This is a genomic window from Rhizobium sp. BK212 (genome assembly GCF_014197475.1).
Lineage (GTDB): Bacteria > Pseudomonadota > Alphaproteobacteria > Rhizobiales > Rhizobiaceae > Rhizobium > Rhizobium anhuiense.
On sequence record NZ_JACIFS010000002.1, the window covers coordinates 65,967 to 91,801 of the forward strand.

General features: G+C 61.9%; 29 protein-coding genes and 1 pseudogene. 14 read left to right on the top strand and 16 right to left on the bottom strand.

Annotated elements, in window-relative coordinates:
* The first annotated feature begins 14 nt into the window (after positions 1-14).
* From dhaL to FHT79_RS05330, 6 genes are read left to right on the top strand one after another with little or no spacing between them, the layout of a single operon-like run.
* Positions 15-635 carry a dihydroxyacetone kinase subunit DhaL gene (gene dhaL / locus FHT79_RS05305; protein ID WP_028757824.1) on the top strand — a complete coding sequence of 207 codons (621 nt, stop codon included), beginning with the start codon at positions 15-17 and terminating at the stop codon, positions 633-635.
* Entirely contained in the window at positions 632-1,030 is a 399-nt protein-coding gene (gene dhaM, locus FHT79_RS05310; RefSeq protein WP_028757823.1) for a dihydroxyacetone kinase phosphoryl donor subunit DhaM, read from the top strand. The genes dhaL and dhaM overlap by 4 nt, the downstream gene beginning before the upstream one ends.
* Positions 1,030-1,374, top strand: coding sequence for an HPr family phosphocarrier protein (locus FHT79_RS05315; protein WP_028757822.1), 345 nt, complete (start codon positions 1,030-1,032; stop codon positions 1,372-1,374). Before dhaM ends, FHT79_RS05315 begins: the two co-directional genes overlap by 1 nt.
* Positions 1,358-2,953 carry a putative PEP-binding protein gene (locus FHT79_RS05320; RefSeq protein ID WP_028757821.1) on the top strand — a complete coding sequence of 532 codons (1,596 nt, stop codon included), beginning with the start codon at positions 1,358-1,360 and terminating at the stop codon, positions 2,951-2,953. The genes FHT79_RS05315 and FHT79_RS05320 overlap by 17 nt, the downstream gene beginning before the upstream one ends.
* Before the next feature lies 1 nt (position 2,954).
* Positions 2,955-3,362 (top strand): hypothetical protein, encoded by a 408-nt coding sequence (locus FHT79_RS05325; RefSeq protein ID WP_028757820.1) that lies wholly within the window; start codon positions 2,955-2,957, stop codon positions 3,360-3,362.
* 51 nt (positions 3,363-3,413) lie between these two features.
* Positions 3,414-4,406, top strand: a complete 993-nt coding sequence (locus FHT79_RS05330) for a dihydroxyacetone kinase subunit DhaK (protein WP_028757819.1) — start codon at positions 3,414-3,416, stop codon at positions 4,404-4,406.
* A 64-nt stretch (positions 4,407-4,470) separates the two neighbouring features.
* Here the strand turns inward: FHT79_RS05330 and FHT79_RS05335 are convergent, their stop codons facing one another.
* Entirely contained in the window at positions 4,471-5,430 is a 960-nt protein-coding gene (locus FHT79_RS05335; RefSeq protein WP_028757818.1) for an acetylxylan esterase, read from the bottom strand.
* 76 nt (positions 5,431-5,506) lie between these two features.
* Entirely contained in the window at positions 5,507-6,289 is a 783-nt protein-coding gene (locus FHT79_RS05340; RefSeq protein ID WP_028757817.1) for an alpha/beta hydrolase, read from the bottom strand.
* Between the two features lie 223 nt (positions 6,290-6,512).
* Between FHT79_RS05340 and FHT79_RS05345 the strand changes: the two are divergent.
* Positions 6,513-6,777: pseudogene (locus FHT79_RS05345) on the top strand (FCD domain-containing protein); the annotation flags it as partial.
* 10 nt (positions 6,778-6,787) lie between these two features.
* Here the strand turns inward: FHT79_RS05345 and FHT79_RS05350 are convergent.
* Complete coding sequence (locus FHT79_RS05350; protein ID WP_028757815.1) at positions 6,788-7,183, bottom strand: hypothetical protein; 396 nt, start codon at positions 7,181-7,183, stop codon at positions 6,788-6,790.
* 420 nt (positions 7,184-7,603) lie between these two features.
* On the opposite strand from FHT79_RS05350, the gene FHT79_RS05355 reads away from it, so the two are divergent.
* Positions 7,604-8,374, top strand: a complete 771-nt coding sequence (locus FHT79_RS05355; RefSeq protein WP_183903031.1) for a siderophore-interacting protein — start codon at positions 7,604-7,606, stop codon at positions 8,372-8,374.
* A 156-nt stretch (positions 8,375-8,530) separates the two neighbouring features.
* Here FHT79_RS05355 and FHT79_RS05360 read toward each other — a convergent pair whose 3' ends face one another.
* From FHT79_RS05360 to FHT79_RS05385, 6 genes are all read right to left on the bottom strand, one after another.
* Positions 8,531-9,742 carry an FAD-dependent oxidoreductase gene (locus tag FHT79_RS05360; protein ID WP_183903032.1) on the bottom strand — a complete coding sequence of 404 codons (1,212 nt, stop codon included), beginning with the start codon at positions 9,740-9,742 and terminating at the stop codon, positions 8,531-8,533.
* A gap of 1 nt (position 9,743) precedes the next feature.
* Positions 9,744-10,973, bottom strand: a complete 1,230-nt coding sequence (locus tag FHT79_RS05365) for an Atu1372/SO_1960 family protein (protein WP_028757812.1) — start codon at positions 10,971-10,973, stop codon at positions 9,744-9,746.
* Between the two features lie 23 nt (positions 10,974-10,996).
* The gene (locus FHT79_RS05370) at positions 10,997-11,659 is read right to left on the bottom strand and encodes an amino acid ABC transporter permease (RefSeq protein ID WP_028757811.1); all 663 of its coding nucleotides are present in this window, start codon (positions 11,657-11,659) and stop codon (positions 10,997-10,999) included.
* The gene (locus FHT79_RS05375; RefSeq protein WP_028757810.1) at positions 11,656-12,315 is read right to left on the bottom strand and encodes an amino acid ABC transporter permease; all 660 of its coding nucleotides are present in this window, start codon (positions 12,313-12,315) and stop codon (positions 11,656-11,658) included. The genes FHT79_RS05370 and FHT79_RS05375 overlap by 4 nt, the downstream gene beginning before the upstream one ends.
* 7 nt (positions 12,316-12,322) lie before the next feature.
* A complete protein-coding gene (locus FHT79_RS05380) occupies positions 12,323-13,075 on the bottom strand; it encodes an amino acid ABC transporter ATP-binding protein (RefSeq protein ID WP_183903033.1) in 753 nt (250 codons plus the stop codon).
* Between the two features lie 180 nt (positions 13,076-13,255).
* Positions 13,256-14,134, bottom strand: coding sequence for an ABC transporter substrate-binding protein (locus FHT79_RS05385; RefSeq protein ID WP_028757808.1), 879 nt, complete (start codon positions 14,132-14,134; stop codon positions 13,256-13,258).
* On the opposite strand from FHT79_RS05385, the gene FHT79_RS05390 reads away from it, so the two are divergent.
* From FHT79_RS05390 to FHT79_RS05400, 3 genes are all read left to right on the top strand, one after another.
* Positions 14,076-14,234 (top strand): hypothetical protein, encoded by a 159-nt coding sequence (locus tag FHT79_RS05390; RefSeq protein WP_183903326.1) that lies wholly within the window; start codon positions 14,076-14,078, stop codon positions 14,232-14,234. The two genes, FHT79_RS05385 and FHT79_RS05390, sit on opposite strands and share 59 nt — an antisense overlap.
* A gap of 63 nt (positions 14,235-14,297) precedes the next feature.
* The gene (locus FHT79_RS05395) at positions 14,298-15,353 is read left to right on the top strand and encodes a helix-turn-helix domain-containing protein (protein WP_028757807.1); all 1,056 of its coding nucleotides are present in this window, start codon (positions 14,298-14,300) and stop codon (positions 15,351-15,353) included.
* 116 nt (positions 15,354-15,469) lie between these two features.
* Positions 15,470-15,976 carry a MarR family transcriptional regulator gene (locus tag FHT79_RS05400; protein WP_183903034.1) on the top strand — a complete coding sequence of 169 codons (507 nt, stop codon included), beginning with the start codon at positions 15,470-15,472 and terminating at the stop codon, positions 15,974-15,976.
* A gap of 25 nt (positions 15,977-16,001) precedes the next feature.
* On the opposite strand, the gene FHT79_RS05405 is transcribed toward FHT79_RS05400, so the two are convergent.
* Positions 16,002-17,303 (bottom strand): epoxide hydrolase family protein, encoded by a 1,302-nt coding sequence (locus FHT79_RS05405; protein ID WP_028757805.1) that lies wholly within the window; start codon positions 17,301-17,303, stop codon positions 16,002-16,004.
* A 231-nt stretch (positions 17,304-17,534) separates the two neighbouring features.
* On the opposite strand from FHT79_RS05405, the gene FHT79_RS05410 reads away from it, so the two are divergent.
* A complete protein-coding gene (locus FHT79_RS05410) occupies positions 17,535-17,951 on the top strand; it encodes an NUDIX domain-containing protein (RefSeq protein ID WP_047610413.1) in 417 nt (138 codons plus the stop codon).
* Between the two features lie 41 nt (positions 17,952-17,992).
* On the opposite strand, the gene FHT79_RS05415 is transcribed toward FHT79_RS05410, so the two are convergent.
* The gene (locus FHT79_RS05415; protein WP_047610415.1) at positions 17,993-19,036 is read right to left on the bottom strand and encodes a DUF3095 family protein; all 1,044 of its coding nucleotides are present in this window, start codon (positions 19,034-19,036) and stop codon (positions 17,993-17,995) included.
* 113 nt (positions 19,037-19,149) lie between these two features.
* Positions 19,150-19,545, bottom strand: a complete 396-nt coding sequence (locus FHT79_RS05420) for an Ohr family peroxiredoxin (protein ID WP_047611672.1) — start codon at positions 19,543-19,545, stop codon at positions 19,150-19,152.
* Between the two features lie 266 nt (positions 19,546-19,811).
* On the opposite strand from FHT79_RS05420, the gene FHT79_RS05425 reads away from it, so the two are divergent.
* Positions 19,812-20,609, top strand: coding sequence for a class I SAM-dependent methyltransferase (locus FHT79_RS05425; RefSeq protein ID WP_168333113.1), 798 nt, complete (start codon positions 19,812-19,814; stop codon positions 20,607-20,609).
* Positions 20,610-20,631: 22 nt separating this feature from the next.
* Here the strand turns inward: FHT79_RS05425 and FHT79_RS05430 are convergent, their stop codons facing one another.
* From FHT79_RS05430 to FHT79_RS05445, 4 genes are all read right to left on the bottom strand, one after another.
* Positions 20,632-21,255 (bottom strand): hypothetical protein, encoded by a 624-nt coding sequence (locus FHT79_RS05430; protein ID WP_183903035.1) that lies wholly within the window; start codon positions 21,253-21,255, stop codon positions 20,632-20,634.
* Positions 21,256-21,381: 126 nt separating this feature from the next.
* On the bottom strand, positions 21,382-21,729 hold the full coding sequence (locus FHT79_RS05435) for a CAP-Gly domain protein (RefSeq protein ID WP_183903036.1): 348 nt from the start codon (positions 21,727-21,729) through the stop codon (positions 21,382-21,384).
* Between the two features lie 130 nt (positions 21,730-21,859).
* Complete coding sequence (locus tag FHT79_RS05440) at positions 21,860-23,182, bottom strand: extensin family protein (RefSeq protein ID WP_127430330.1); 1,323 nt, start codon at positions 23,180-23,182, stop codon at positions 21,860-21,862.
* Between the two features lie 151 nt (positions 23,183-23,333).
* Positions 23,334-25,151, bottom strand: coding sequence for a methyl-accepting chemotaxis protein (locus FHT79_RS05445; RefSeq protein WP_168333115.1), 1,818 nt, complete (start codon positions 25,149-25,151; stop codon positions 23,334-23,336).
* Between the two features lie 290 nt (positions 25,152-25,441).
* Here FHT79_RS05445 and FHT79_RS05450 point away from each other — a divergent pair, with 290 nt between their 5' ends.
* The gene (locus tag FHT79_RS05450) at positions 25,442-25,828 is read left to right on the top strand and encodes an acyl-CoA thioesterase (RefSeq protein ID WP_049813453.1); all 387 of its coding nucleotides are present in this window, start codon (positions 25,442-25,444) and stop codon (positions 25,826-25,828) included.
* The last annotated feature ends 7 nt before the right edge of the window (positions 25,829-25,835 follow it).

The following is a 25,835-nucleotide window of genomic DNA, read 5'->3' on the forward strand; positions in this document are numbered from 1 at the left end:
CGGCGACAGGGAGGATGGCAGTGCAGGCGGAACCGGTGCTTGTGGCAGGATTGATCGAGGTGTGCCGCGCGACGATCGCTGATAATACCGATCACCTCTGCGCGCTCGACCGCGCCATCGGCGATGGCGATCACGGAACCAATATGCGGCGCGGCTGCGAGGCGGTGAGCGCCGAAGGCGAAAGCCTGTCCAGCCTGCCCTTTCCCGACGCCGTGGAAAAGATCGGACTGACGCTGGTGATGAATGTCGGCGGTGCGGCCGGGCCGCTCTACGGCACGCTGCTGATGGAGATCGGCCGCGAGCTTCGCAAAAGCGAGGAAAAGGCCGATTTTTCGCAGGTGCTGAAACAGGCGATCGATGCCGTCGCCAGACGCGGGCGGGCGCATGCCGGCGACAAGACCCTGCTCGACGTGCTCTATCCCGTGCATGCCGCGCTGGCGAAGCGGTCCCCGCTCGGTGACATCGCCCGCAAAGCCGAGCGCTCCGCCGACAGGACGGCCGCGATGAAGGCGATGCGCGGGCGCGCCGCCTATCTCGGCGACCGTTCGATCGGCCATGTCGACCCCGGCGCGTCGAGCTGCGCGCTGCTGACCACGGCGATCTGCCGCTATCTCGGGGAGCACCGTCAGCAATGAATGGAAAGACCACAAACGTAGGCATCGTGATCGTCTCCCACTCGCCGCTGGTGGCAAGGGGCATCGCCGACATGGTGCGGCAGATGGTCGGCGACTGCTTGCCGCTCGCCTGGTCGGGCGGCAACGTCCACGGCGAGCTCGGCACCGATGCCGGCGGCATCCTCAAGGCGATCGAGGCGGCCTGGTCCGATGCCGGCGTCGCCGTCTTCGTCGATCTCGGCGGCGCCGAGACCAACAGCGAGATGGCGATCGAAATGCTGGGGCTTCCCCGCGCGGCGCTCGTCTCCATCTGCAACGCGCCTTTGGTCGAGGGCGCCGTCATCGCCGCCGCCGAGGCGTCGGGGGGCGCATCGCTGGCCAAGGTCGTCGCCACAGCCGAGGAACTGTCCCCTTGATGACGAGCGGATTGCGTAGTGAAAAGCAGGAGCCCGAGCCATTGCACCTGAACTGCCAGACGGAAGTGGAAGTCAAGCACGGCGTCGGGCTGCATGCCCGTCCCTCCGTCACCTTCACGCGGCTTGCCAAGTCCTTCCCCTGCTCGATCGAGGTCGCCGTCAACGGCAGCGATGTCTGGCTGAACGGCAAGAGCATCATCAAGATCATGGGCGCGAGAATTCGCAAAGGTTCGATCCTCCGGATCCGCGCTGACGGTATCCTCGCCGAAGAGGCGATCCGCGCCCTAAAGGAACTCATCGAGCGCAACTTCGATGAGGAAAAGAAACATGGCCGAACCGCTTAGACTGAAAGCGAAGAGCGCATCCCCGGGCATCGCATCCGGCCCGGCCTTTCTCGCGGAAGAGCCGAAGTCTCCTTCCTCGGAGCGGCCGGACGTCCCCCCTGTGCCCAACGCGGCCGGCGGATACGGCGCGCTGGAGAAGGCGATCGACATCTCGATCGGCGAACTCGAGCGCCTTGCCGAGGGCACTGACCCCGAAAGCCGCGATATCATCGATTTCCAGATCGAGGTGCTGCGCGATCCGACGATTGCGGAAGCGACCGGCGCGCGCATGCAAGCCGATGAGAACGTCGTCTTTGCCTGGGTCACCACGCTCGACGCCTATATCGGCGAACTCGAAGCGGCCGACGAGGAGCAGATGCGCGCGCGCGCCGTCGACATTCTCGACATCAAGAACCGCGTGCTCGGCGCGCTCGCCGGCACCCCGATCGCCGATTTTCCGCCCGGCTCGGTCTTCGTCGGCAAGGACATGGAGCCCAGCCGCTTTCTCGCCCATGATTGGTCGAAGGGCGGCGGCATTGCGCTGTTTGCCGGCAGCGCCGCCGGCCACGTCGCCTTGCTCGCCCGGGCGAAATCGGTGCCGATGGTGGTCGGCACGGGTCGCTTTTCGGCCGCCGACGGAGACCCCGTCAGCGTGGATGGCGACGCCGGCGCGGTCATCCTGCAGGCGGGCGGCATGCTGATCCCGACACCGGCACAAGCACCTGCTGCCGACACCCAGACCGAAAGCGGCGAGCTGCGCACCGCCGACGGTGTGCCGATCCAGCTGTCCATCAACATCAACGATCCCGCCGAGATCGATGCACTCGATCCGGCAACGGCAGGCGTCGGCCTGATGCGCTCGGAATTTTCAGTTGCCTCGGTCGCCGATGCCGCCAATGAGGAACGCCAGCTGGCGATCTATCGCCAGGTGCTGGAGCGGGCGGGCGATAAGCCGGTGATCATAAGAATGCTCGATATCGGCGGCGACAAGCCGCTCGCCGGCCTCCAAGACCTGCCGGCCCTCGCCTCGGGCTTGCGGGGCATTCGGCTGTTGCTCGCTCAGCCGGAAATCGCCCGCGTGCAGGCCCGCGCCCTGCTGCGCGCCGCCGTCTTCGGCAGGCTGTCGGTGATGCTGCCGATGGTGACATTTCCCGACGAAATCGACAGGATACGGGACATATTTCGCGAAGAAGCCGAAAAACTCGGGCGCCGCGCCGTGCCCCACCGGATGCCGCCGATTGGCATGATGGTCGAGGTACCATCAGCCGCATTGATGCTCGACACCTTCGGCTCGGCCGCATTCTTCTCGTTCGGCACCAACGATCTCACCCAATATCTCGCCGCCTCGACCCGCGACAGCAGCGAAGCCGATACCGGCAAGGCGGCACCCGCCGTCCTCCGGCTGATTGCCCAGGCAGTCAAGCTGGCCGCCGGCAAGCCCACCAGCATCTGCGGCGACATGGCCGGCGATCCGCACTATCTGCCGGGGCTGCTCGCCGCCGGCCTCCGGCATTTTTCCGTGGCGCCGGCCCGGCGTCCCGCGATAAGATCGGCGATCATCGGCCTCAATGCCGATGGCACAAGGGCAGCCGGAGAATAGAATGGCGCGCGAAGACACCGAAGACGCCATTATCGCCTACAAGTCCATTCTGGCGCAGATCATCGACAACAGGCCATCGGGCACACGCCAGCGCCTGGCGACGGCGCTTGGAAAACATCGAAGCTTCGTCACCCAGATCACCAGCCCGACCTATGCGACGCCGCTGCCGGCGCGTCATCTCGCGACCATCGTTCGCGTCTGCCATTTCAGCGGTGCCGAACAGGAGCGTTTTCTCGAAGCCTATCAGGCCGCCCATCCCGGCAAGCTGCCGGACCTCGGCCATTCCGAGAAATTGCGGCACCTGTCGCTGATGGTGCCAGATTTCGGTGACGACAGGAAAAACCGCCTGCTGGAAGAGGCGATCTCGGATCTGGTGCAGAAAATCGTTGCGATATCGGGTGCGGAATGACGAGTGAACTGGTTGACGTAACGTAATGTCTTTAGCCTTGGGAGAGGCTTGATGAAGAAGTTCATGAACACTGCGGAAACCATGGTCGCCGAAAGCGTCGAAGGCTTCGTGCGCGCCCATGAGGCTTTCGTGGTGTTCGGGGCTGAGCGCAAATGTATCCGCCGCCGCCATCTCACGTCAGGCAAGGTGGCGCTTATTTCAGGCGGCGGCGCCGGCCATGAACCGATGCATATCGGCTTTGTCGGCCAGGGCATGCTGGATGCCGCCTGCGTCGGCCATATCTTCACCTCGCCGACGCCGAGCCAGATCATCGCCGCCATCGAAGAGACAGATACCGGCGCCGGCTGCCTGCTCGTGGTCAAGAATTACGACGGCGACCTGATGAATTTCGAAATGGCGATCGAGATGGCCGGCGACCGCCACAGCCTCGATATGGTCGTCGTCAGTGACGATATCGAAACGTCGAGAACAGGCGAGGGCCGCGGCCGGCGTGGCGTCGCCGGAACGCTCATCGTCGAAAAGATCCTGGGTGCTGCGGCCGAACGCGGCATGTCGCTTGCCGCATTGAAGCAGCTTGGCGAGGGACTGAACTCGCGGATGCGCTCGATGGGTGTGGCGCTCAACGGCGTGACGGTGCCGCAGACCGAACGCAGCACGTTTTCGCTCGGACCCGGCGAAATGGAAATGGGCGTCGGCATCCATGGCGAGCCCGGCCATGCCAGGCAGCCCTTCACCACCGCCGACGCCATCATCGGCCATCTCTGCGAGACCATCGCCGACGATATCACGGTGGCGCCGGGCACCTGCGCCCTGCTTTTCGTCAACGGCCTCGGCGGCACGCCGCCGGCCGAACTCTACCTCGCCTATAACAGTGCTCGCCGTTTCATCGAGGAAAAAGCCATGCCGATCGAGCGCTCGCTGGTTGGAACCTATGTCACCTCGCTCGACATGCAGGGACTGTCCGTCACCCTCGCCTTGCTGACCGAGGAGGAACTCGCGCTCTGGGACGCGCCGGTGGCTACGGCAGCGCTGCATTGGCCGTAACCGCATCCTGCCGTGCGTCTCTCCAGGAGATGACTTTATTCTTAAATCGATGCCGAATTGCGGTTTACGGCACTCCGAAGAATTGACCGACCCTGTCGCGGAGAGCGGCCTCTTGCTCAGCGCTGCCAGGATAGTCGAAATGCCCCGCATCCAGGATGAAGATCTCATTTGGTTTCGGTATCGCATTGGCGACAGCGAACTGGCAGGGCGGTGCCACCGCGGGATCGAAAAGGGCGACGGCCGTCAGCATCGGCACGTTGATCCGTCTGGCGGCGGTCGCCGCATCGTAGAAGCGCAGCGTCTCGAGCGCATTTCCGTGTTCTGCCTGATATTCCTGCACCGATTGGGCGCTGCCGACAGTTGGAAGCTTCAGCCGTAGTGGCTGGTGCCCGAAGCTCGGCAGTGCCAGATGGCCGCGATCGATGCGCTCATCATAGGCGATCGCCATCGCTCCGACACCGCCGCCGAAGCTGATGCCGCTATAGCCGATATGGCCACAGAGCCAAGGATAGAACGCCGTAAGCATCGAGACCGCAAGCCAGATATCCTCGACACAGCCGCCGATAATATAGGAGTCCGGCTTGTCGATATCGTGCAGCACATGCCAGGACGGATTCTGGGAGATTGGCGGATGGGCGCTGAGCGACAGCCCGCGGCAACAGGGAAAGAGGATCGCCGTTTCCTTGATCGGCAGCTCGAAATCAGGACGATCCCGCCCGCCGTAACCATGGCCGACGACCAGACCGCGCCGCACCTCCCCTTCACGCGGCAGGATGAGCCAGCCGCCGATCCGGAATGCGTCTGTGGAGAGATAGACGAGATCGAGCACATGCCAGTCGGGATGGGTGATTTCACTCCGGGAAAGCACCGGCTGCGGATCGACCGCCAGCGCCCTGCGATACCGCGCCTCCCAGAAATCGTCGAAACCCTCGGGCGCCTCCGGCGGTTGAACCCCGAGAAGCTCTTCGAGCCGCATGCCGTAGGTGGGATCGAAATCAAAGGGGTGTGTCTTCGGAATACTCATCCGGGCTTTGTCCCGTGAAACGGCGGGCTGCGCAAGCCTGGGATCCACGCCCGCCTCCACCAGCCGCGGGCCTGGCTCAGTCCGTATTCTGCCCCGCCGCCTCGAGGATCAGCCTCGTGATCTCGTCGGGATGAGAAATCAGTGAGAGGTGGCTGGCCTTCAGCTCGATCGTCTTTGCGCCCATGCGCTTGGCCATGAAGCGTTCAAGATCGGGATTGATCGTCCGGTCCTCGGTCGAGACGGCATACCAGCTCGGCTTGGAATGCCAGGCGGCCTGCGTTGTCTTGCCGGTCAGCAGTTCTTTCTGGAACGGTTGTTGCACGGCATAGAGCACTTTCGCCTTCGCCTCCGGCAGGTCGCCGGCGAAATCACGCAGGAAGGCCTCCTCGCTGAGCCGGCCCTCATCGCCGTCGAAGACGATGCCGGCCGAAGCTGGTGGAGTCGGGAAGGTCTTGGCGAGAGCGGTATAATCCTCGCCCGCATCCGGCGCCCGGGCTGCGACATAAACGAGCGCCGAAACATCAGGGTGAACGCCGGCCTCGGTCACGAGCATGCCGGAAAACGAATGCCCGACCAGAACTGTCGGGCCGTCCTGCCGGTCGAGCACTCGCTTCACGGCAGCGACGGCCTCGGGCAGCGTCGTCAGCGGATTCTGCACAGCGGTGGCATTGAGCCCGGCCGCCTGCAGGCGCGCGATCACCTCGGTCCAGCACGAGCCGTCGGCAAACAGCCCGTGCGCCAGCACGACGTTGCGCGCCTTCACCGGAGCGGATGTCGCGGCCATGCCGCGGGTGGCGAGCAGAGAAGTGGCGGCGCCGGCAACAAGGGCGGCCGAGAAAGTCCGTCTGTTCATCATCATGATCTGGTTCCTTGTGGGTCAAGAAATTGAAAGATCGAAAGCATGTCGGCTCAAGCCTGAACAACCGAAGCCCAGTCGAAATCGGCTGATCTACAATGCGATGTCGGGATGGTTCGCCCTGCCCGGCGCAAGGCGTCAACCTTCGCCCCGTTGCGCTCCCGCATATTCAAACTCGGCATTTGAAGCGGCTTCATCTATGCAGAAGCCTGCTTGCTGGAGACTTACGTATTCCCATCCGGTCCATGAAGCCATCCATCCCACCGCGCACAATGGCGTCCTTGCCGGCAGGCGTCGCCATGCGCAACCGCATGCCCCTTCCGGCGCACACACTGCGCCAGGGCGAACGGCTGCGCCGATCTCAGGACAAACATGAGGCTATCATGCAGGCGATCGCCGACGGCGAGATGGCATCACGGCGCATGCGCGCCCACATGCTGAACGCCGCCACCTCGCTCAGCCGGTTTATCGAGGCCGGCAAGCTGATATGAGCTTGACGTCCTACGGCACGGGGCAACGGTATTTATAGGCCATCAAGGTCGTCATCAGCTCGTCGCCGGTGGCCTCACGTATGCCGGGGTTCTCATCCAGGAATCTACACAACGTATTGCCGATCGCCTCAGCGGTGGTTCCAACCGGGACGCACAGGTTTACGCCGACGGAATTGGCAAAATAAGCCGAGTTCACCATCGCCTTCGGTGCAGGAACGGCTTCGGTGAAAATACGGCGGGCCAGATACTCGTCCCGGCTCCACTTGTCCAACCAACCCGCGACATATCCGACGACAAACTGCCGTGAGCCGCCGCAATCAGAATAAAGGAGATCACCGCTGGCAAATCCGGCGGGAATCTTTGCTGAAACCGTTGCCAAAAGGGTGGCGATAAGAATGCCCGACATCGTATCTCCAAAGCTCGCAATAGCGCAGAGCTTCGATCGGGAAAGTGTCGGAAATTAGCTTCAAACGTGTCATCTTTTATGCTGCATTCAAAAGTAGCAACCAGGGCAGATGGCGCTTGGGAGGTTATCGTGGCTGGGCGCCAAATCCCTCCTCCATCGGACGGAACCTGCCCGCTGATCGACCGATCATTGCCCGGCCCGGAACGGCACCGGAAAGTTAAACTTTGGCAATCATCGCCGTTGTCGGCTCCCTTGCGGTTGCACATGCCGCCGTCGTCGGCTACATCATGCCGTCAATGGTCGGGTCACCCGGCCACGTAAGCGTTAACGTCACTCAACGCGTATGATCGAACGGCTTTGCGGCTTCGATCTGCGCGACTGTGTCCTGCGGATCGAGCTCAAGAAAGCTTCTGAGGACACATGGACAACAATCAACTCAAAGATCAGACTTCACCTGCCCCCGGCATCGAACGGGTCTGCCACGACACGCGGCGGCGCACCCTCGCCGTCGACAGCGTCGTCGATGTCACCCCCGGTATGCGTCGCATCACATTGACCGGCGATGATCTTGCCGATTTCATCAGTCTTGCTCCCGACGACCACATCAAGATTTTCGTACCGGCCGCCGATGGCGGCGAAGAACGCCGGGACTACACGCCGCGCCGTTACGACAATGCTGAGCGGACACTGACCATCGACTTCGCCTTGCACGAGGCAGGCCCGGTGACCCGATGGGCAATCGACGCGCGCGCCGGCGACAGGCTCGAGATCGGCGGACCAAGGGGCTCCGCCGTGGTCTCCAAGACGGTAAAACGATGGCTGCTGATCGGCGACGAAACGGCACTGCCGGCGATCGGCCGCCGGATCGAGGAGAGCAGCGCCGGAACCGTCATCACCGCAATCGCAGCCGTCGCCGGCCCGCTGGAAGAACAGGCCTTCGAGACATCAGCCGAACTGCATATCCGCTGGGCGCATCGACCTCTCTCACAGGCAACCGATGCCACCGCCCTGCTGAAGCTCCTGAGCACGGTCGACATCCAGCCGGAGATCTTCATCTGGGTCGCAGCGGAAGCCTCGGTAACACGCGATATCCGCGCCTACCTGCTGGAACGGGGTTGCCCGCTCGGCTGGATCAAGGCATCCGGCTACTGGGTGTTCGGCAAGGCCGATACGACCGAGAAATTCGGCTAGGACCAACCCCGCATTCCGGATTCCATTTGGTGATGAGTTCTCACTCCCTTCGTTCCGGATTTTATGATCCGGAACGATCCGATGGATGTGAAGAGCTATGAATTGAGCGAAGTCTCGGCAGACTCTGCCCGAACGCACCGGGTGCCAGCCACCGACTTATTGAAAGAGATCAACCACGCGGCGGGCAGAGCCTAATGCAAGCGTCCATCCCAACATGCCGTGACCGGCATTGATGTAAAGACCTTTGATGCGTCGGGAGGCGGCGATAATGGGCTTGGAGGTCGGAGTCATAGGCCGCTCGCCCGACCATCTCATCAGTTCATCCGATCGCTCGAAAAGGTCGGGCAGCACCGCCGACGCGGCCAGCTTGAGCGTGTCGAAACGTCTGGCATCAAAACCGGCCCCAGGACGCTCGATGTCTGCCAGTCCGGCGACACGAAAACGGTCGCCGATGGCAGCAAAGGCAAGCTTTCGCTTGACGTCTGTCAGGCTGATACTGGGTGCAAGGCCAGTTCTTGGAATGGTGAGCGAGTAGCCTCTGACGGGGCGTATGTCCCGGGCCTCAGGCAAATCGGATATGAGGGAACCGATCTGCGGTCCTGCCGCAACGATGGCGGCATCGACGCGAAGCTCGTCGCGGTCCTCGAACCTCAAGCCTGTCAGCACGCCTCCCGTTTGGACGAAGCTCGAGACCCTCCTGCCGAAAAGCGCCGACACCTGCCCGCGCTCGATCATCCAGATGGTGAGCTGGCGGCAAAATCCAGCCGCATCGCCGAGGGCATCACCGGGAGTGTAAACGGCGCCGGCAATCTCTCCCTGATACGCGGCGAGTGCAGGTTCGATGTTTTCCGCCTCCATCCGCGTCAGCAGGCACTGTTCGAAGCCAAGGGCATTCTTGCGCGCCACACTGGAGTCGGCGGCAGCAAAACTTTGCCGATCGGCATAGAGATGCAGCTTTCCGGCGACACGGTAATCGAATTCGACATCGGTTTCCTTAAGCAGGATGGCGAGTTCGTGACGGGATTGCTCGGCAAGGCGCAGGATGTCCTGCGTATTGTTCCACCAACGCCTGAGCGATGTATTGGCAAGAAATTTCAAACCCCAGCACAGAAAGTCCCGATCGAGTTGCCACTGGATCCGAAAGGCCGGATCGCGGCTCATTGCAATGGCTGGCAGATGCTTCAGCAAGGCTGGCGACGCCATTGCGTCACCGTAGGCCCAGGACAGCTGCGCGGCGTTGCCGGCACTCGCCCCCATGCCCGGCTCGCTTGCCGCATCGATAAGTGTCACATCATGCCCCGCCCGGGCCATCAGATAGGCCGACGATACGCCGATGACGCCGGCGCCGATCACCGCAACGCGCGCCATCTCAAGCCTCATCGCCGACGACGGCTGTCAGCTCGACTTCAACAGGAACCCCGCGCGGCAGGGATGTTACGCCGATCGCGATGCGGGCATGCGCCCATCGATCCGGGAAAAGCGCTCGGAGCAGTTCCGAAGCCCCATCGACGACGGCGCCGTGGCGCTCGAAAGCAGCATCTGCCGCGACATAGCCCGCCAGCCGGACGAAGCCCAGGATGTTGCCGAAGCCGCCAGCAGCCGCCTCCAGCTGCGCAAGCGCATTGAGAAGCGCCCAGCGCGCGCATTCCCGCCCCTCTTCGATGGAGACGTCCGCTCCGAGATGTCCCGTCTGCAGCACGGCGCCATCCTTCAGCGGCACCTGACCGGAAACGGTGATGATATTGCCGGTCCGCACAGCCCCGGAAAACGCGCCTGGCGGCGAGGATGCTTCCGGCAGAGCAAGCTCGAGCTGTGCCAGCCGTTCGCGCACGCGATTGCTTCCAACCGATGAAACATTGCGCGCCTTGCGGGCTGCCGCTTCTGCGCTGCGGCCGACGAAGGCTCTCATGATATTCCTGTCGAGTTCGGTCAGCCGGTATTCTGGGTGCCATTGAATGCCCAGACAAAAGCCGTCCGTTTCTCCTTCGAACGCTTCGATGGTGCCGTCCGGCGCCCGCGCAGCGACACGGAAGCGTCCGTCGCCGGCCAAAGCATGGCGGTGCAGGCTATTGACGCGCGCTGGACCTTTCCCGACCCAATTGGTGAGCACGCTGTCCGGCTCGACCGTGATCTCGTGCGCCAACACATCGGGAATCCCTTGCGGGATGTGGGATATGGCGGCGGCCGGCAGCTCGGTGCGAAATTTGCCTCCAAGGCATTCCCCGATCAGTTGCATGCCGTGGCAGATGCCGAGAAGCGGCTTGCCCGTTTTCAAGGCCTGCTCGATCAGCTGAATTTCGAACCGCCTGCGTGCGCCTGTCACCTCGGTCCCCGGCCGCGCACCGGTAAGGACGATTCCATCCGCAAGAGCCAACGCCGATGACAGGTTCTCGGTATTGTAAGGCAGGATCAACGGAATTCCCCCGGCCTCGGCTATGGCGTCCGCATAGTTGGCGCGCACCACATACTCCGTCTCGGTCGGTACACCAGGCGCCTCGCTGATGTCGGGCGTCATGAGGATCACCGGCGAACGAGGTTCATGCGATTGCGTTGCATGCCGACGGTCGTCGCCCGTGGCAACGGTCGTTTTGATGGTCATGGTCTTGGCCTTGTGATGACGAGTTAGCGGGCGGCCGGAAGGGCTAGCCGGCGCGAGAGGACCGAGAAAGGCCAGGCTATCGCGAAATAGCAGAGGCCGACGGCAATGTAGATCTGCAAGGGCAGGAAATATTCCGTCGCCATCGACCGCCCGGTGAGGACCAGTTCGTTGACGGTAATCAGCGAAGCGAGCGAAGAATCCTTGAGCAGCGAAACGAAGGTGATGATCATCGGCGCCAGAATGACACGCGCGACCTGCGGCAGGATGATCAGGACAAAACTCTGGGCCGGGGTGAAGCCCGCAGCCAGTGCTGCCTCGCTCTGGCCGGCCGGTATAGCCTTCAGGCCGGCGCGGAAAAGCTCTGCGACCTGGGCCGCGAAACACAATGCCAGGCCCGCAATCGCCGCGCCGAAAGCATCAAAGACGATCCCGATACCCGGCAAGCCGAAATAAAGCAGAAACAAAACCGCCAGCAGCGGCACGCCGCGCACGATCGTCACATAAAGGTCCGCAAAATACCTTAGCGCCGCGAAACTGGATTTCTGGCAGAGCGACAGCAGCAGGCCAAAAACGAATGCCAGGACAAAGGCACAAACGGAAAGCAAGGCCGTATTCATCATCGCCCGCAGCAGCAGAGGCAGCCATTCGGCACCATAATCGCCATAAGGCGCCAGGAAAGCGCTCATCCTTTCAATCTCCCGTAACGTCTTTCGAGGAACCGCGTTGCCTGCATCAATGGCAAGCTCAGCAACAGGTAGAGTGCCGCCGCCGTCGCGTAGATCATTGTTGTCTGGAAGGACGACGTCACCATGGAACGGGCAAAGAACATGATTTCCGGCGCCGCGATGGCCGAGACGACGGATGTATCCTTGAGAAGCTGCACCGCGTAGTTCCCGAGCCCTGGAAGCGCTATCCGCATGGCCTGCGGCGTCAGGATCTCAAAGATCGTCTGGAGCGGGGTCAGCCCTGCGGCAAGCGCCGCCTCCGCCTGCCCGCCCGGCAGCGCGGCGAAACCGGCGCGAAAGATTGCGCAGGTAATCGCCGCTCCGATGAGCCCGAGGCCCAGGACGGCCGCCGTGATCGACGTCAATTTCACGCCGATGCTGGCAAGCCCGAAATAGAGGATGAACAGATGCGTCAAGGCCGGCACATTGCAGAGGATCTCGCAGCAGGCATCGATCGCCAAATCGATAAGCTTGATCCCGGCAAATTGCCTGAGCAAGGCGAGAAGGAACCCGAAGGCGGCTGCGAGCGCCAGTGAGGCGATCGTGACGAAAGCGGTTACGCCAAGCCCGGCGACAAGTCCCTCGACGATCGAGAAGAATATGGAAAATCCGGTCATGGCGCGCCTAATGCCGGATCTTATTCAGAAACGCTTGCGTGCGCGCTTCGCGGGGAGCGGTGATGACCTGGCGTGCCGGTCCGGCTTCGACGATGGTGCCGCCGTCAAGAAACAGGACGCGATCGGCAATGTCGCGCGCAAACGCGATCTCGTGCGTGACGATCAGCATCGTGCGCCCCTCGGCCGCCAGTTCCTCCATCACTTTCAGAACCTCCTGGACCAGTTCGGGATCGAGTGCGGATGTCGGCTCGTCGAACAGCATCAGCTTCGGCTTCTGAGCAAGCGCCCGCGCGATCGCGACACGCTGCTGCTGGCCGCCGGACAGTTCGAGCGGTGAGGCGTCGGCGCGGTGTGTCATATGGACTTTGGCCAACATCTCCAAAGCCAGTTCGCGTGCCTCGGCAGCAGGCAGACCGCGCACCTTGCGCGCCGCGATCGCCACGTTTTCCGTCACCGACAGATGCGGCCAGAGATTGAAGAGCTGGAAGACCATGCCCATCTCGGCGCGCTGCGGTGCCAGTTGCCGATCACTCATGACATGGCCGTTGCGCACACCGATCCGCTCGCCAGCGAGGCGGATCTCGCCGGCACTGGGCTTTTCCAGAAAATTCATGCAGCGCAGACAGGTGGATTTCCCGGAGCCGGATGGACCGATCAGGGCAATCTTCTCACCTGGCGCGACATCGAAATCGATGCCTTTGAGAACTTCGATAGGACCATAGCTCTTGCGCAGGCCTGCAACGCTGAGAAGCGCATTCATCGCCGTTTCCTTATGCGATCATATCTAAAGCGCCGCGCGTCTTTTCAGACGCGCCAATGACGCTGTAGCACTTTGAATTGCTGCATAATTTTCTCCTGAAATCGATTCTGATTTCAGGAATTATGCAGTAGGCGGAGAGGGACGAAAGCCGCCAATTGCAGCTTCCGTCCGCACGGCCGTTCAGCCGCCAGCTGCGCAGGAGGGCAGCTTGTAATCTGCAGGGCGATCCACGCCGGCGCGGAAGTTTTGGCCCACAGGCTTGAACCAGACATCCGACGACAATCCGTAGCGGGCGCCGATTTCCTTCATCTCGCAGGTCTTCCACATGTCGGCGATGATGGCGTCCATCTTCTGGCGCAGATCGTCGTTCTTCTGATTGAGGCCATAGACGACCTGGCCGAGACCGGTCAGCAGCGGGAAATCGGGACTGTTATCGGTGAAGGCAAGGAAGTGCATATTCCAATCAGGGTTCTGCTTGATGGCGTAGGAGATCACCGGCGGATCGCCGATGACAGCGTCGATGCGCCCGGCGATAAGATCGCGGACGGCCGCATCGGAAGTGTCGTAGAGCGAGAGCTGGAGATCTTTGATGCTCTTCAATTCCGGAATGAACGAAAAGCCGGTGATCGTGCCGATCTTCTTGCCTTCCAGATCGGAAAGCTTGTCCCAGCTGGTCTTTGTCGATTGCATGATGCCGTTCTTGAAGTAGTGGATCGGTTCGGACAGGGTCATGATCTTCGTACGCTTTTCGGTCCAGCCCATGGTGCCGAGCATGACGTCGACGCGGCCTGACTGAACCGACGCGATCGTACCCGACCATTCCATGAGCGCAGGCTGGATCTTGAGGCCGAGCTTGTCGGCAATGCGCTGCATGATTTCACCGTCATAGCCGACCAGCTTCCCGTCCTGCCAGCCGGAGCCGGGCATGTCGCCGGTGAAGGCAACCGTCAGCTTGCCCTGCTCGGCAAGCTCGAAAGCACTGGCGATAGATGAAAGGGACATGAAGCTGCCTGCCAGCAGAGCGCACGTCACCATCCTTCTCGAAAGAGAAAGTGCCATTGTTCTGATCCTTGATTTGTTGGTTCCCCGGTCCGGTGGTTTCCGTTCCCCGGATGTCGCGTTCGACGAGAGCAAACTTGACACCGAAGGTCGCCCTTGAATTTTACAAATCGGACATTTTCTTTGAAAAAAGGACATGACTTCTCTATCGTTGCCATGCGCCATGATCACATCCGAGAAACCTTCCGAAGTATCAGCCAACGAGCCGGACTATGTGCGCTGGCTCGACGATCTTTGGGCCGAGCGGCTTCTGGCCGCACGCGACCGAAAGGCCGATCTTTCCATCGGCATTCTCCTCTGGCCGACCTTCCCGATGATGTCGCTGACGGGTATCGTCGAGCCTCTGAGGCATGCGGCGGACTTTGCCGACAATTCCCGTCCATTACATTGTCGCTGGTCGATCATGGGGGCTCCGGGCCATGCAGCGGTGGCCAGCTGCGGCATCCGGGTTCACGCCGATGCGCCCTACATCAACCCGACCGACTTCGACTACGTCGTGGTTATCGGTGGCCTGCTGCCACATCTGCGCGCCGCACCCGGCAAGCATCGCGACTATCTCAGGGTGGCGGCATCGGCAGGTGTGCCGGTAATTGGCGTTTGCACGGGCGCCTTCGTATTGGCACAAGAGGGACTGCTCGCCGGACGGAAGGCGTGCGTTCATCCCTTTCACGCAGAGGATTTCCGGATTGCCTTCCCGCGTCTTGCCTTCTCCACGCGCGATGACTTCCTGATCGAAAACGGCCGCATTACCGTGCCTGGCGGCGTATCGATCCTGTCGCTGATGACGGAACTGATCCGAACGCATTGCGGACCGGATCGGGCGGCCAAGGCCGTGCACCAGCTTTCGCTGACCGAGCAGAAGCACATGAGCGCCTTCGATCACGGCCGCGCCACAACATTTCGCCGCACAGAAGATTCGCGCATACAGCGAGCCGTCGTTCTCATCGAGAGTCGGAAAGGCCGCGACGTCTCACCGGAACAGGTGGCCTCTCTGGTCGGCTTGTCGCCGCGCCAGTTCGCGCGTCTCTTCCAGGACAATATCGGCATGACCCCGAAGCGCTTTATCGTCGAGACGAGATTGCGTTACGGGCGTTTTCTGGTCGAAAATAGTACGCTTCCCATGACAGCCATTGCCTTTGAAATCGGATTCTCCGACTCCGCCCATTTCGCGACCGCTTTTCGCAAGAAGTACGGGAAGCCGCCCAGGAGTTTCCGCTGATCTTTGCCGAGTGCCCACAAGCGGCAGGATTGAAAACCGACTTCAACACCATTGCGATTTAATCGGATACGATTTATATAGATCTGATCGTTAGAAAGCCTGGACAGGATGAACCGATGCCGACGTCTAAAGCAGCTAAGGGGCCGGATGTGCCCGAGCCCACCTCGCCTCAGGCAGGCGCAGACGGCAGGAAACTTTCGAATTTCCTGTGTTTCGCGGTCTATTCGGCAAATCTCGCCTTCGGCCGCGCCTATAAGCCGATCCTGGATGAGCTTGGCCTGACCTACACCCAATATATCGCCATGGTGGCTCTCTCCGAAGAGGACGACCAAACCGTCGGCGTGTTGGGGGAAAAGATGTTCCTCGAATCCAACACCCTGACGCCCATCCTCAAGAAGCTGGAATCGAATGGTTATATCACCCGTCACCGCGATCCCGCCGACGAACGGCAGGTGCGGGTCAGCCTGACGCCGGCGGGACGCCAACTCGTTGAAAGCGATCCCGCCAACGCGCTGCTTGGCGCCACCGGCCTCGGCGACGACTTTCCCGTCGTTCAGAAATCGGTGACGACGCTGCGCGACAACTTGCTGCAGTCAATGCTGGGCGAACCGGGGAAATCTTGAATCAGTCGCCTGATTCCGCCTGGGTCTACTGCCGCAGCGGCCGGAACGCAGTCCTGAGCTCGGCAGTGAAAGCCATCGGCTGTTCCCAGGCGGCGAAGTGACCGCCTTTCGGCAACCGGTTGTAGTGGATGAGCTTCGGATAAGCCTGCTCCGCCCAGCTCTGCGGCGCCTGGTAGATCTCATCGGGGAAAGCGCTGACCGCCACCGGGATCTTTATGCCCCTGGGATCGAAGAAGCCGCCCGACGGATGGTGCGCGTTGTCCCAATAGAGGCGTGCCGAGGAGATGGCGGTGTTCGTCAGCCAATAGAGCGTGACGTTGTCGAGAATATCGTCCTTCGTCAGCCCCTCGGGCTCTCCGTCGAAAACGCGGGCGATCATCCGGTAACTGCGGATGTCGTGATCGAGCATCCACGACGCAAGCCCGACCGGCGAGTCGACGATCGCGTAGAGCGTCTGCGGCCGGTTGTTCATCTCGATGGCATAGCCCAGCCCATTCTTGTAGAAGTCGTCGAGCTGATCGAAGGCGCGCCTTTCGTCCGGCGACAGGTCGGCGGGCGCCGGACCGCCAGCGGCAAGAGCCTTGGCGATGTCAGCAGGAACCGTAGCCGCCATGTTCGTATGGATGCCTAGCAATCCAGGCGGCTGCTGCACCGCCATCAATTCGGTGACCGCGTTGCCCCAGTCGCCACCCTGCGCCACGAACCTGGTGTAGCCGAGACGTTGCATCAGCGTCACCCAGGCGTGCGCGATGCGCGGCGGGTTCCAGTTCCCCGACCCCGTCGGTTTCCCGGAAAAGCCGTAGCCCGGCAAAGACGGGATCACCACGTCAAATGCGTCCTCTTCGCTCCCGCCATGCGCCGTCGGATCGGTAAGCGGCTCGATGATCTTCAACTGCTCGATGATCGAGCCGGGCCATCCATGCGTGACGATCAACGGCAGCGCATTTTTATGCTGGGAGCGCACGTGAATGAAGTGGATATCCAGCCCGTCGATCTCGGTGATGAACTGCGGCAGCGCATTGAGCCGCGCCTCCATCTTGCGCCAGTCGTAATCCGTCGCCCAATGGTTCGCGAGTTTCTGGATCGTTGCGAGCTGCACGCCCTGCGTATCGTCCGTGACGGTCTCCTTGTCAGGCCAGCGAGTCGCTGCCACGCGCCGGCGCAGATCATCCAGCGCCTCCTCGGGGAAGTGGACGCTGAAGGGGCTAAGCCCGTCGCCGTTCGCCTCAGCGCCGCGCGTCCCGGCAAGCATGCTCATGGCTCCGGCGGCGGCCGTGGCGGCAAGCAGCTCGCGCCGCGTGGGCGTTGATAGGGATGTGGGTGGCATGACGCTTTCCTCTCCGTTTGATCTCTTCGGAAACGGACGAAGATCGAGTGACCGACCTCGTTCGCAGCAGCAGGTCATTCGCGTCTGTCCGGGGACTATGCTCCCCAGCAATAGAGGGGTCAACTTACCCTGTCAGGCTATGTCTCGACTATCTCGATGAACGACCGGTCCATTGCAAGAAGCCGTAGCTGCGGGCAGCATGCGCGAGATCGATTGGGGAGAGGAGAATGCATGCCCGACATCGCGATGGGCGTCTTGAGCCGGAACGGAACCGTTCTTCTGGCAAGACGCAGTTCAAAGCGCAAGGTGCACCCGGATCGCTGGAGCCTTCCGGGCGGCCATATCGAAGAGGGCGAAGACGCCGAGACGGCAATGTGCCGGGAATTGATCGAAGAAATAGGCGTGGCGCCGGAGCGCTGGCAGTTTGCAGGACGGTTCGCATCGGAAGGCCCGCCCGAAGCATTCACCACATTCTATGTCTATCACGTCGATAAATGGTACGGCCAGCCGCGACTTATTGCTGATGAACATACCGAACTCAGATGGTTCACCGCCGCCGCGATAGAAACAGAAGCCGAATTGGCGTTGCCTCAGCTCACTGAAATGCTGGCGAACCTGGCTGGCCGGGAAACACGCCCGCCCGCTTAGGTTTCTTGGCGGTCACGACGTCTCGCCGGCTGAACCGGTCTTCAGCGAGCATGATGCTGTGCGTCGCCAAGTGCCCCTTGCTCCATCATCTCGGCCGCCCTGGCATAACCGCCGCCCATTCCGTCGAGGAAATGCAGATGTGAATCCGGCCTGTCCGACGGCACGAGACAGGTCATCAGCGCATGCGACTGCCGATGCAGTCCGAAGTTGATCTCGCCGCGCGTCCTCGCCGCAACGAGCATGGCTTCGACCCTGTCGATCTGTTCGGGCGTGCAATCCAACGTCAGGCGCAAACCGTCGTCGAACTTGCGGAAATCCGAATTGGCGGCGACCTCAGACCAGCCTTTCGCATCGACCTGTCGCCCACTGTCCTTGGGAATAGCCATATCCCCCGACAGCGGATGAAACCGGCGCCGCGCGGTATCGAAAACCGCAAGCACCCGTTTTGCCAGCGCTGCAAAGGCCTCGGGACTGGTATGGTCATTCGGCTCGACCAGCAGCGACAGGATCTCGCCCTGCCGGCTCGGAAACGGGGTCCAGTCACAGCTGAGGCCGGTCAGATCAGGCTTCGTCGCATAGCGTCCCGGCTTGACCAGATACCGACCGTTCTTGATCTGCTGCTCCGCCCATTTGAGGCCGCCTCCTGCAAACATCGCATAGGTCGCACTTTCCGAAGCCGCGTAGCGCGCAACGCGCACGTCGCGCCCACTGGTACGGATTTCCCGCACGGTGACGAGCCCGATACGCAGGGTAAGACCAAGATCGGCTGCGGCAAAGCTCGCCACCTGCCGCAATGCCGATGTCGCGGCCATGATGCCCTGCGGCGGCAGAGCGAATGCCGCCCCGTCTCCGCGAAACACGAAGGGAAAATCGAACGATTCCCAGGCATTGCCGAGCGCCGCGATCACAGATGCGCCCGCGAAGTTCACGTCTTCATAGCGCCCCGAGCGGATCGCCGAGGTCGAGTTGACGACGTCGGTGATGCCGATCAGCCAATCATCAGGCAACGGCTCATAGACATCAGGATCGAGCACGCGTGAAAACTCGTCATAGGCCTTGTGCGGCTGGGCGTGGCTATTGATCATGGCATGTTCTCCAGATCGGCAAGGTTTCCGGTGCTGCTACATCAGGAAGGGGGTCTGCCGGCCGATCGGCAGGCCCTTCACATCACTGACAGTGAGGTCCTCCCTTCCCCCGCTCAGAGAAGCGTGGTCTCGACGTCGATATTGCCGTGTGTCGCCTTGGAATAGGGGCAGATGCCATGGGCTGCCTCGATCAATTCCTGCGCAACCTCGCGATCGATGCCGGGCAGGCTGACACTGAGGCGCGCCCTGAGGAAGAAGGAGCCGTTATCGACGTTGAGATCGATCTCCGCATCGACCTCGGGACCGGCCGGCAGGGTGATCTTCCGCTGTGATGCGGCAAGCTCGATGGCGCCGATATAGCAGGCCGACCAGGCGATTCCGAACAGGTTTTCGGCAGCTGGATGCGGTTGCGGCAGCTTGATGTCGATCGTGCCGTCGCTACTGCGCGCAGAGCCGTTGCGGCCGCCGGAGATGTGGGTCTTGCCGGTAAAGAGAAGCTTCTCGGTCATGATGATATCCTTTCGGTTTGGGTTTGTACGCATCCGATTTAATCGGATGCGCTCTAATACGCCTCACCAAAATCGATGTCAACACCATTCCGATTTAATCGGATACGATTTATTTTGATAGTCAAACTCGCCATACCCGGACAATCCTCAACAGCGATATGCGAGAGGTCCGACCTGCAAGTCATGTCTTGTCGGGCGACCGAGCCCTCTATACGCTCTGCTCACAAGCTCGAGCCGATGCCCCCGTGAAGAGCCAGAGAGATGGGATGTCCTCCATAACAGAAGACAATGCGGGCCACTATGGCGACAGCCGGAAGCTCGCCGCGCGGGCTCGACTGCATAGCCAATACACCATCGCCGAGACGGCATGGTTTCCATGGGTTGCGGCGCAGCTGCCGGTGAAGCCGGGCGATCGTATCCTCGACATCGGCTGCGGGCCGGCTTGGTTCTGGGCGGCAACGGCAGGTCTGCTGCCGGAGAATCTTGACCTGACGCTCGCCGACCTTTCGCCTGGCATGGTCGACGAGGCGGTGGCGCGCTGCAGCGCATTGCCATTTGGCTCCGTTCGAGGCCGCCAAGCCGACGCCACCGCGCTTCCCTTCGAAGACGGCGCCTTCGATGCCGTGGTCGCGATGCATATGCTCTATCACCTGCCCGACCCGAGCGCCGGCATCGCCGACATGTCAAGAGTGCTGAGGCCGGGCGGGTCTTTTGCGGTCACAACCAACGGCGCCGGCAATATGGGCGAGATCTACGCGCTGACGACCATCTTCGGAAGCGCGCCATCCGATCCGGCTGCCGAAGCCTTCGGATATGACGCTGCCGAGCAATCGATGCGGTCACAGTTTGGAAACGTCTCCATGTCGCAGCATCCGGCAAAGCTGCGGATCACCGAGCCCGAGGATGTATTCCTGGCGCTGACCTCCTACCCGCCCGGCGACAGCGCCGGCGAACTCGAGCTCACCAAGCTCCGTCAAGCCATTGCCGATGCGTTCATGCAATCCGACGGCGTCCTTGAGGTTCGTAAAGAGACCGCGCTGTTCCTGAGCAGGAAGGCGGCCTGATCAGGATCGCGGGTTGCTGGCCCTACGGCCGCGGCGGCCGGCCGTCATCGAACAGCGTGGCCAGCCACTGGTAGTATCGCGGCTGTTTCTCCCGCAGCTGGCTGCGTGAATAAGGCGGCCGGTCGATGTCGCCGAACAGGTAGACGCTGGCCGTGACCGCGAAAAATTCGTGATCATTGCTCATCATGTAGGAATCGCCCGGCCAGACCCCCCGGCCGATATCGAAGAATTGCTTGACATCGGCATTGCCGAATCCGTCCGGAAGCATCCGGTCGTGATGGGCATGCAGAAGTTCATGCAGGATGATCGGCTTGTCGGACGCAAGACCCCTGACGCGCAGGTCGATGCCGGTCTTGCTGCTGTAGTGGCCGGGCCCGGCCTTTGCGGCGGCCGGATTGGCCCAGATCCTGATCGACCGCATAAAGGTGAGGACATCGGGTTTCAGATCGACATGCTCGACAATATCGAGCTGCCGTTTGACGGCCGCGACCATCTCCCGGTCGGGCTCCGCGCCCCTGGCATTGGTGAGATCCACCTGCCATCCGCGATAGGTGAAAACCAGCGGATCGGCGGCCGCCGTTCCCGTTGCCGCGATCGTGATGGCGATGACGGCGCAGACCGCCAGGATTCTCGAAATCAGCCTCATAGAGCGCCCTCAAACCTGCCCCTCTCGGACTGTCGCACAGGCAAACTAGATCGTATGTTCACAGGAAGAAAGTGGCCTGCCCCCGCGCCCATGAAGTCAGGAAAATGCTGATGTCACCGGGGGCGCTCAGACCTTCTCTTTCTTCTTGATCTTTTCCTTTGGCTCCACCGGCGCATCCGGTGTCGGCGCCAGAAGCTTGCGCAGCGATGCGATCTTGTCCTTGACCAGCGGCCGGAAGCGCGTTGCGCGGTAAGGCATGTCGGCCGCACCATAACCTTCCGGCCCGTCATCATTGCCGCGATGGATTTCCGCGAGCTTCACCCCGATGAACGTGCCGTCGACATAGTGGGTATATTCGCCCACCCAGCGGATCGTATAGATCTCGCCCTTGCGGATGAGTTGGTCGATGCTGACATGCTTGAAAGTATCGTTGATGCAGACGACCTTCTGGCCGACATGGAAATAATAGCTCATGGATCAAACTCTCGAAAGGCAATCCGCCTGACCGATCTATAGCGCGCGCCGCGGCGGGGATGAACCATTTTCTGCCAGCCGGGGCGATTGCTACGATATCAACCGCACCCGCGCCGTTCGCTTTAAGATGTCAATCGCAATAGGCCTTGCCGCTCTTGCGGGAGCGCAGGTCGAAGTGGAAGTGGTTCCAATGTTCCGGGTTGCTGCCCGGCCCGAGGACGGTGTTGAAATAGCGGCAGCTATCGGTGCGCACCGCCTTCAGCAGCCGGCCCTCGCGCAACGAAAACAGGCCCTTCTTGCGCACGTCGATCTCGTGGCCGTTCTTCAGCACGAACTTGCCGACGTCGATGGCGTTGCCGCGGGCGTGTTCCGACATCGGATTGTATCTCTGCCGGCTGTTGTTCATGCGGCGGCAGGAATAGCCGCCGAGCGGCTGGATCGTCTTGATGCCGGTCCAGTAGCGGAAGCGCGCCGACGGCGCCAGCTCGTTCTTCACCCATTTGGCGAAGGCGAGCGTCACCTGGCAGTTCAACGTCACGGCCGGCTTCACGCCGATATTGCCGGAAAGCCCCTTCAGCGATACCGGATAAGGCACCTGACAGGCCGGCCCGTTCGAGATTGGCGGCTTTTCATCGAAGAGCACGCCCATGCGCTTCAGCTCGCGCCGGCAGGCAAGCTCAGAGGACGGCATGACGCTGGGATCGACGGGTGCCGCCGGTTCGCTCATCATCGGATTGTTCGGCCGCAGCATCGCGACCTCTTCGCTCTCGTCCTCTTCGGGAACCCGGGTCGGCGCCACGACAGGGCTGCCGTCGCTCCAGGCGGGCGCCCGGCTCATCTGTGCCTCGGCCGCCGGCTGCGGCATTGGCTGCTGCGCGGGCTGGCGCATCGGCTGGTTGAGCTGCGTCGGATTGTCGGTGCCGATGCCGTCGACAACCGGCTCGGTGGCATTGCCTTCGGCGATCTGCTGCTGTTGTTCCTGCGCCAGCCCGACGACCGGCTGGGCCCCGAGCTCATCATCCATGTTGACGCCGCCGGAAGGGATCGCAAGGTTCTGCGTGCCGCCCCAATTGCCGCTCGGCTGGCCCGCCGCCAGCGCCTCGTCGCTGTCGATCATTGGCAGCCGCCGCGACCCCGGTGCGGTCTGCGCCGGTGCGACTCGTGCCGCGTGGCCGGTGCCGGCGAGGTTTGGTGTATCAAGATAATCGACGGAGCCTTGCGTATTGCCGACGACCGCGCTGGAAACCGGATAGGAGGCCTGGCTCTCCACCGGCGCCATGCGCACGGCAGGCGCCATGCGCGCAGCCCCCCGTGCCGGTGAGATCGAGCTGACCCTGGTGCCGCTGTCGACATTGGCCGGCGGCACCAGCCCATCACTGATCGAACAGGTCGTCAGCGCCGCCGAGAGGATAACGGGCAAAAGGGTTCGCCGAGGAAAGGAAACAAACGCCATACTCTTATCGCTTCCGCAGGCTGGCTGGGCAGTGACCGAAAAAACTCACTTCAATTTTAGTTAAAAACGGTGAATGAAAACTTACCGGCACAATCTGAACGCGACGCAATTGAAAAAGGCCGGTTTCCCGGCCTTTAATCTCTCCGCTTCCTCACGCTGCCCGTGTGTATCGGGCCACCGCCGATGGCTCCGCGCGCAGGCGGAAATTCGCGAGCAGCGTCTTCAACTGGGTGCTCTCGTCAGCGAGCGTACGGCTTGCCGCCGTCGTCTCCTCGACCATCGCGGCATTCTGCTGGGTCATCTGGTCCATATGGTTGACGGAACCGTTGATCTCGTTCAGCCCGGTCGACTGCTCGCGCGCCGCCGTCGCGATCGAGGCGACATGATCGTTGACCTGGTTGACCAGCGCCTCGATCTCCAGCAGCGCCTCGCCCGTCGAGCGCACCAGCGCCACACCGCCCTCGACTTCCGTTGCCGACCGGCTGATCAGTTCCTTGATTTCCTTGGCTGCATTGGCGGACCGCTGGGCGAGTTCGCGCACTTCCTGCGCGACGACGGCAAAGCCGCGACCCGCCTCGCCTGCCCGCGCGGCCTCCACACCGGCATTCAATGCCAGAAGGTTCGTCTGGAAGGCGATTTCGTCGATGACTGAGATGATCTGGTTGATACGGCTCGACGATTCCTCGATCCGGCCCATCGCCGTCACTGCATTGCGAACGATATCGCCGGAGCGTCCGGCGCTTGCCTTAGTCTCGGCCACCATCTCGCGCGCCTCGTTCGCGCGCTCGGATGCCGTCTTCACCGTCGCGGTGATCTCGTCGAGCGCTGCCGCCGTCTCTTCGAGCGCGGCTGCCTGCTGTTCGGTACGCTTCGACAGGTTGCCGGTCGCCTCGCTGATGTCGGAGGCGCTGTCGTTGACGACGCGGCTCGATTCGGCGATCGCATGGATGACGCCGTTCAGCGCATCGACGGCGGCGTTGAAATCGCTCCTGAGCTTGGCGTAACCCTCGCCGATGTCGCCGATCGAAACCGTCAGGTCGCCGCCTGCGAGCTTCTCTAGGCCAACGCCGAGCGCCTGCATCGCTTGGGTCTGTCGTTCGGAGGCCGAACGCAGGCTTGCCTCGTTGCCGCGGCGCTCTTCCTCGATCTGCCGCTGCCTTTCGTCTTCCCGGCCGCGCAGCGCGCTACGCTCGTCAACGGAATCACGCAGCACCAGCAGCACCTTGGCCATCTGGCCGATCTCGTCGCGGCGGTCGCTGCCGGCAATCTCCACCGATGCCTCTTCGGCTGCGATCGCGTTCATCGCCGCCTTCAGCCGGGCGATCGGCACTGTCACGCTGCGCACGATGGCATAGGCGATGGCCATCGTGGCGGCAGCCCCGAGCAGGCAGAGCACCGCCGCCCAGATCGCGTTCTGGCGATAAAGCGCGGCAAGGTCATCCGCATAAACACCAGTGCCGACGATCCAGCCCCAGGGCTCGAAACCGGCGACATAGGAATATTTCAGCACCGGCTCTTCGGCGCCCGGCTTCGGCCAGTAATAATCGACGAAGCCCTTGCCGTCCTTCTTCACCTTGTTGACGAATTCAACGAACAAGAACTTGCCCGTGGGATCCTTCATCTGCGAGATATCGGTACCGTCAAGCTGCGGCTTGATCGGGTGCATCACCATGGCGGGACGCATGTCGTTAATCCAGAAATAACCGTCGGCGCCGTAGCGCATCGCGCCAATCACCTCCTTGGCCGCCGCCTGCGCCTGTTCGCGGGTCATCGTGCCCGCCTGTTCCATCTTGTAATATTTGTCGAAGATACCGAGCGCCGTCGCCTCCATCTTCTCCAGCCCCGCCTTCCGCTCCGCTTGCAGCTCGGAATAGGAATAGTTCAGAAAGAAGATCATCGCCGCTGCAAGCACGGCAAGCGTGAAGCCGACGAGGCAGTAAAGGCGGGTGGAAATCTTGACGTTGCGCATGAGGTTCCCGGCGATTCTTTTAAGTGAGATCGATCGCATTCTGAATTGCCGGAATTACTGGAGCGTAAAGCTTAATTAGAAGACGATTAAATAACGTAAGGTCAGGCCGAAACGCCTGAAATCAACCGTTTGAAATCGAATGAGATTTCGATCTGCGAAGGCTGCAACATTTTTCCCGTCGGCTGCCTTCAGCGCCCGGCCGTGCCGTCTTTTACAGCCCACGGCCTTTGCACTAGGGTGATCCGCAGTGAATCGCCGGCCCATGGCCCATACCAGATGGAGAAGACGTGATGACCGATGCCGCCAAGCCGAGAGGCGAACTGACGCTCAGGACGCTTGCCATGCCCGGCGATGCCAATCCGGCCGGCGATATCTTCGGCGGCTGGGTCATGGCGCAGATGGACCTTGCATCCGGCATCCGTGCGGCCGAGCGCGCCAAAGGCCGCGTCGTTACCGCCGCGGTCAAGGAGATGGCCTTCGAACTGCCGGTCAAGATCGGCGACACGCTGTCGGTCTATACCGATATCGAGCGTGTCGGGCGTACCTCGATCACACTGATCGTCGAAGCCTGGGCGCATCGTTCGCGTTACAACCAGCAGGAAAAGGTCACGGCCGGCACCTTCATCATGGTCGCGCTCGACGAAGAGGGCAAACCGAAGCAAGTCCCTGTGGAGTGACAGGCCG

Excerpts from the sequence above, each read along its gene's own strand:
- FHT79_RS05330 (WP_028757819.1), top strand. The coding sequence starts at position 3,414 with ATGAAGAAGTTCATGAACACTGCGGAAACCATGGTCGCCGAAAGCGTC.
- FHT79_RS05350 (WP_028757815.1), bottom strand. The coding sequence starts at position 7,183 with ATGTCGGGCATTCTTATCGCCACCCTTTTGGCAACGGTTTCAGCAAAG.
- FHT79_RS05365 (WP_028757812.1), bottom strand. The coding sequence starts at position 10,973 with ATGACCATCAAAACGACCGTTGCCACGGGCGACGACCGTCGGCATGCA.
- FHT79_RS05410 (WP_047610413.1), top strand. The coding sequence starts at position 17,535 with ATGCCCGACATCGCGATGGGCGTCTTGAGCCGGAACGGAACCGTTCTT.
- dhaM (WP_028757823.1), top strand. The coding sequence starts at position 632 with ATGAATGGAAAGACCACAAACGTAGGCATCGTGATCGTCTCCCACTCG.
- FHT79_RS05385 (WP_028757808.1), bottom strand. The coding sequence starts at position 14,134 with ATGGCACTTTCTCTTTCGAGAAGGATGGTGACGTGCGCTCTGCTGGCA.
- FHT79_RS05370 (WP_028757811.1), bottom strand. The coding sequence starts at position 11,659 with ATGAGCGCTTTCCTGGCGCCTTATGGCGATTATGGTGCCGAATGGCTG.
- FHT79_RS05325 (WP_028757820.1), top strand. The coding sequence starts at position 2,955 with ATGGCGCGCGAAGACACCGAAGACGCCATTATCGCCTACAAGTCCATT.
- FHT79_RS05425 (WP_168333113.1), top strand. The coding sequence starts at position 19,812 with ATGTCCTCCATAACAGAAGACAATGCGGGCCACTATGGCGACAGCCGG.
- FHT79_RS05320 (WP_028757821.1), top strand. The coding sequence starts at position 1,358 with ATGGCCGAACCGCTTAGACTGAAAGCGAAGAGCGCATCCCCGGGCATC.
- FHT79_RS05450 (WP_049813453.1), top strand. The coding sequence starts at position 25,442 with ATGACCGATGCCGCCAAGCCGAGAGGCGAACTGACGCTCAGGACGCTT.
- FHT79_RS05400 (WP_183903034.1), top strand. The coding sequence starts at position 15,470 with ATGCCGACGTCTAAAGCAGCTAAGGGGCCGGATGTGCCCGAGCCCACC.
- FHT79_RS05440 (WP_127430330.1), bottom strand. The coding sequence starts at position 23,182 with ATGGCGTTTGTTTCCTTTCCTCGGCGAACCCTTTTGCCCGTTATCCTC.
- FHT79_RS05315 (WP_028757822.1), top strand. The coding sequence starts at position 1,030 with ATGACGAGCGGATTGCGTAGTGAAAAGCAGGAGCCCGAGCCATTGCAC.
- FHT79_RS05430 (WP_183903035.1), bottom strand. The coding sequence starts at position 21,255 with ATGAGGCTGATTTCGAGAATCCTGGCGGTCTGCGCCGTCATCGCCATC.
- FHT79_RS05360 (WP_183903032.1), bottom strand. The coding sequence starts at position 9,742 with ATGGCGCGCGTTGCGGTGATCGGCGCCGGCGTCATCGGCGTATCGTCG.
- FHT79_RS05415 (WP_047610415.1), bottom strand. The coding sequence starts at position 19,036 with ATGATCAATAGCCACGCCCAGCCGCACAAGGCCTATGACGAGTTTTCA.
- FHT79_RS05395 (WP_028757807.1), top strand. The coding sequence starts at position 14,298 with ATGATCACATCCGAGAAACCTTCCGAAGTATCAGCCAACGAGCCGGAC.
- FHT79_RS05335 (WP_028757818.1), bottom strand. The coding sequence starts at position 5,430 with ATGAGTATTCCGAAGACACACCCCTTTGATTTCGATCCCACCTACGGC.
- FHT79_RS05420 (WP_047611672.1), bottom strand. The coding sequence starts at position 19,545 with ATGACCGAGAAGCTTCTCTTTACCGGCAAGACCCACATCTCCGGCGGC.
- FHT79_RS05340 (WP_028757817.1), bottom strand. The coding sequence starts at position 6,289 with ATGATGATGAACAGACGGACTTTCTCGGCCGCCCTTGTTGCCGGCGCC.
- FHT79_RS05355 (WP_183903031.1), top strand. The coding sequence starts at position 7,604 with ATGGACAACAATCAACTCAAAGATCAGACTTCACCTGCCCCCGGCATC.
- FHT79_RS05380 (WP_183903033.1), bottom strand. The coding sequence starts at position 13,075 with ATGAATGCGCTTCTCAGCGTTGCAGGCCTGCGCAAGAGCTATGGTCCT.
- FHT79_RS05445 (WP_168333115.1), bottom strand. The coding sequence starts at position 25,151 with ATGCGCAACGTCAAGATTTCCACCCGCCTTTACTGCCTCGTCGGCTTC.
- FHT79_RS05375 (WP_028757810.1), bottom strand. The coding sequence starts at position 12,315 with ATGACCGGATTTTCCATATTCTTCTCGATCGTCGAGGGACTTGTCGCC.
- FHT79_RS05405 (WP_028757805.1), bottom strand. The coding sequence starts at position 17,303 with ATGCCACCCACATCCCTATCAACGCCCACGCGGCGCGAGCTGCTTGCC.
- dhaL (WP_028757824.1), top strand. The coding sequence starts at position 15 with ATGGCAGTGCAGGCGGAACCGGTGCTTGTGGCAGGATTGATCGAGGTG.
- FHT79_RS05435 (WP_183903036.1), bottom strand. The coding sequence starts at position 21,729 with ATGAGCTATTATTTCCATGTCGGCCAGAAGGTCGTCTGCATCAACGAT.
- FHT79_RS05390 (WP_183903326.1), top strand. The coding sequence starts at position 14,076 with ATGAAGCTGCCTGCCAGCAGAGCGCACGTCACCATCCTTCTCGAAAGA.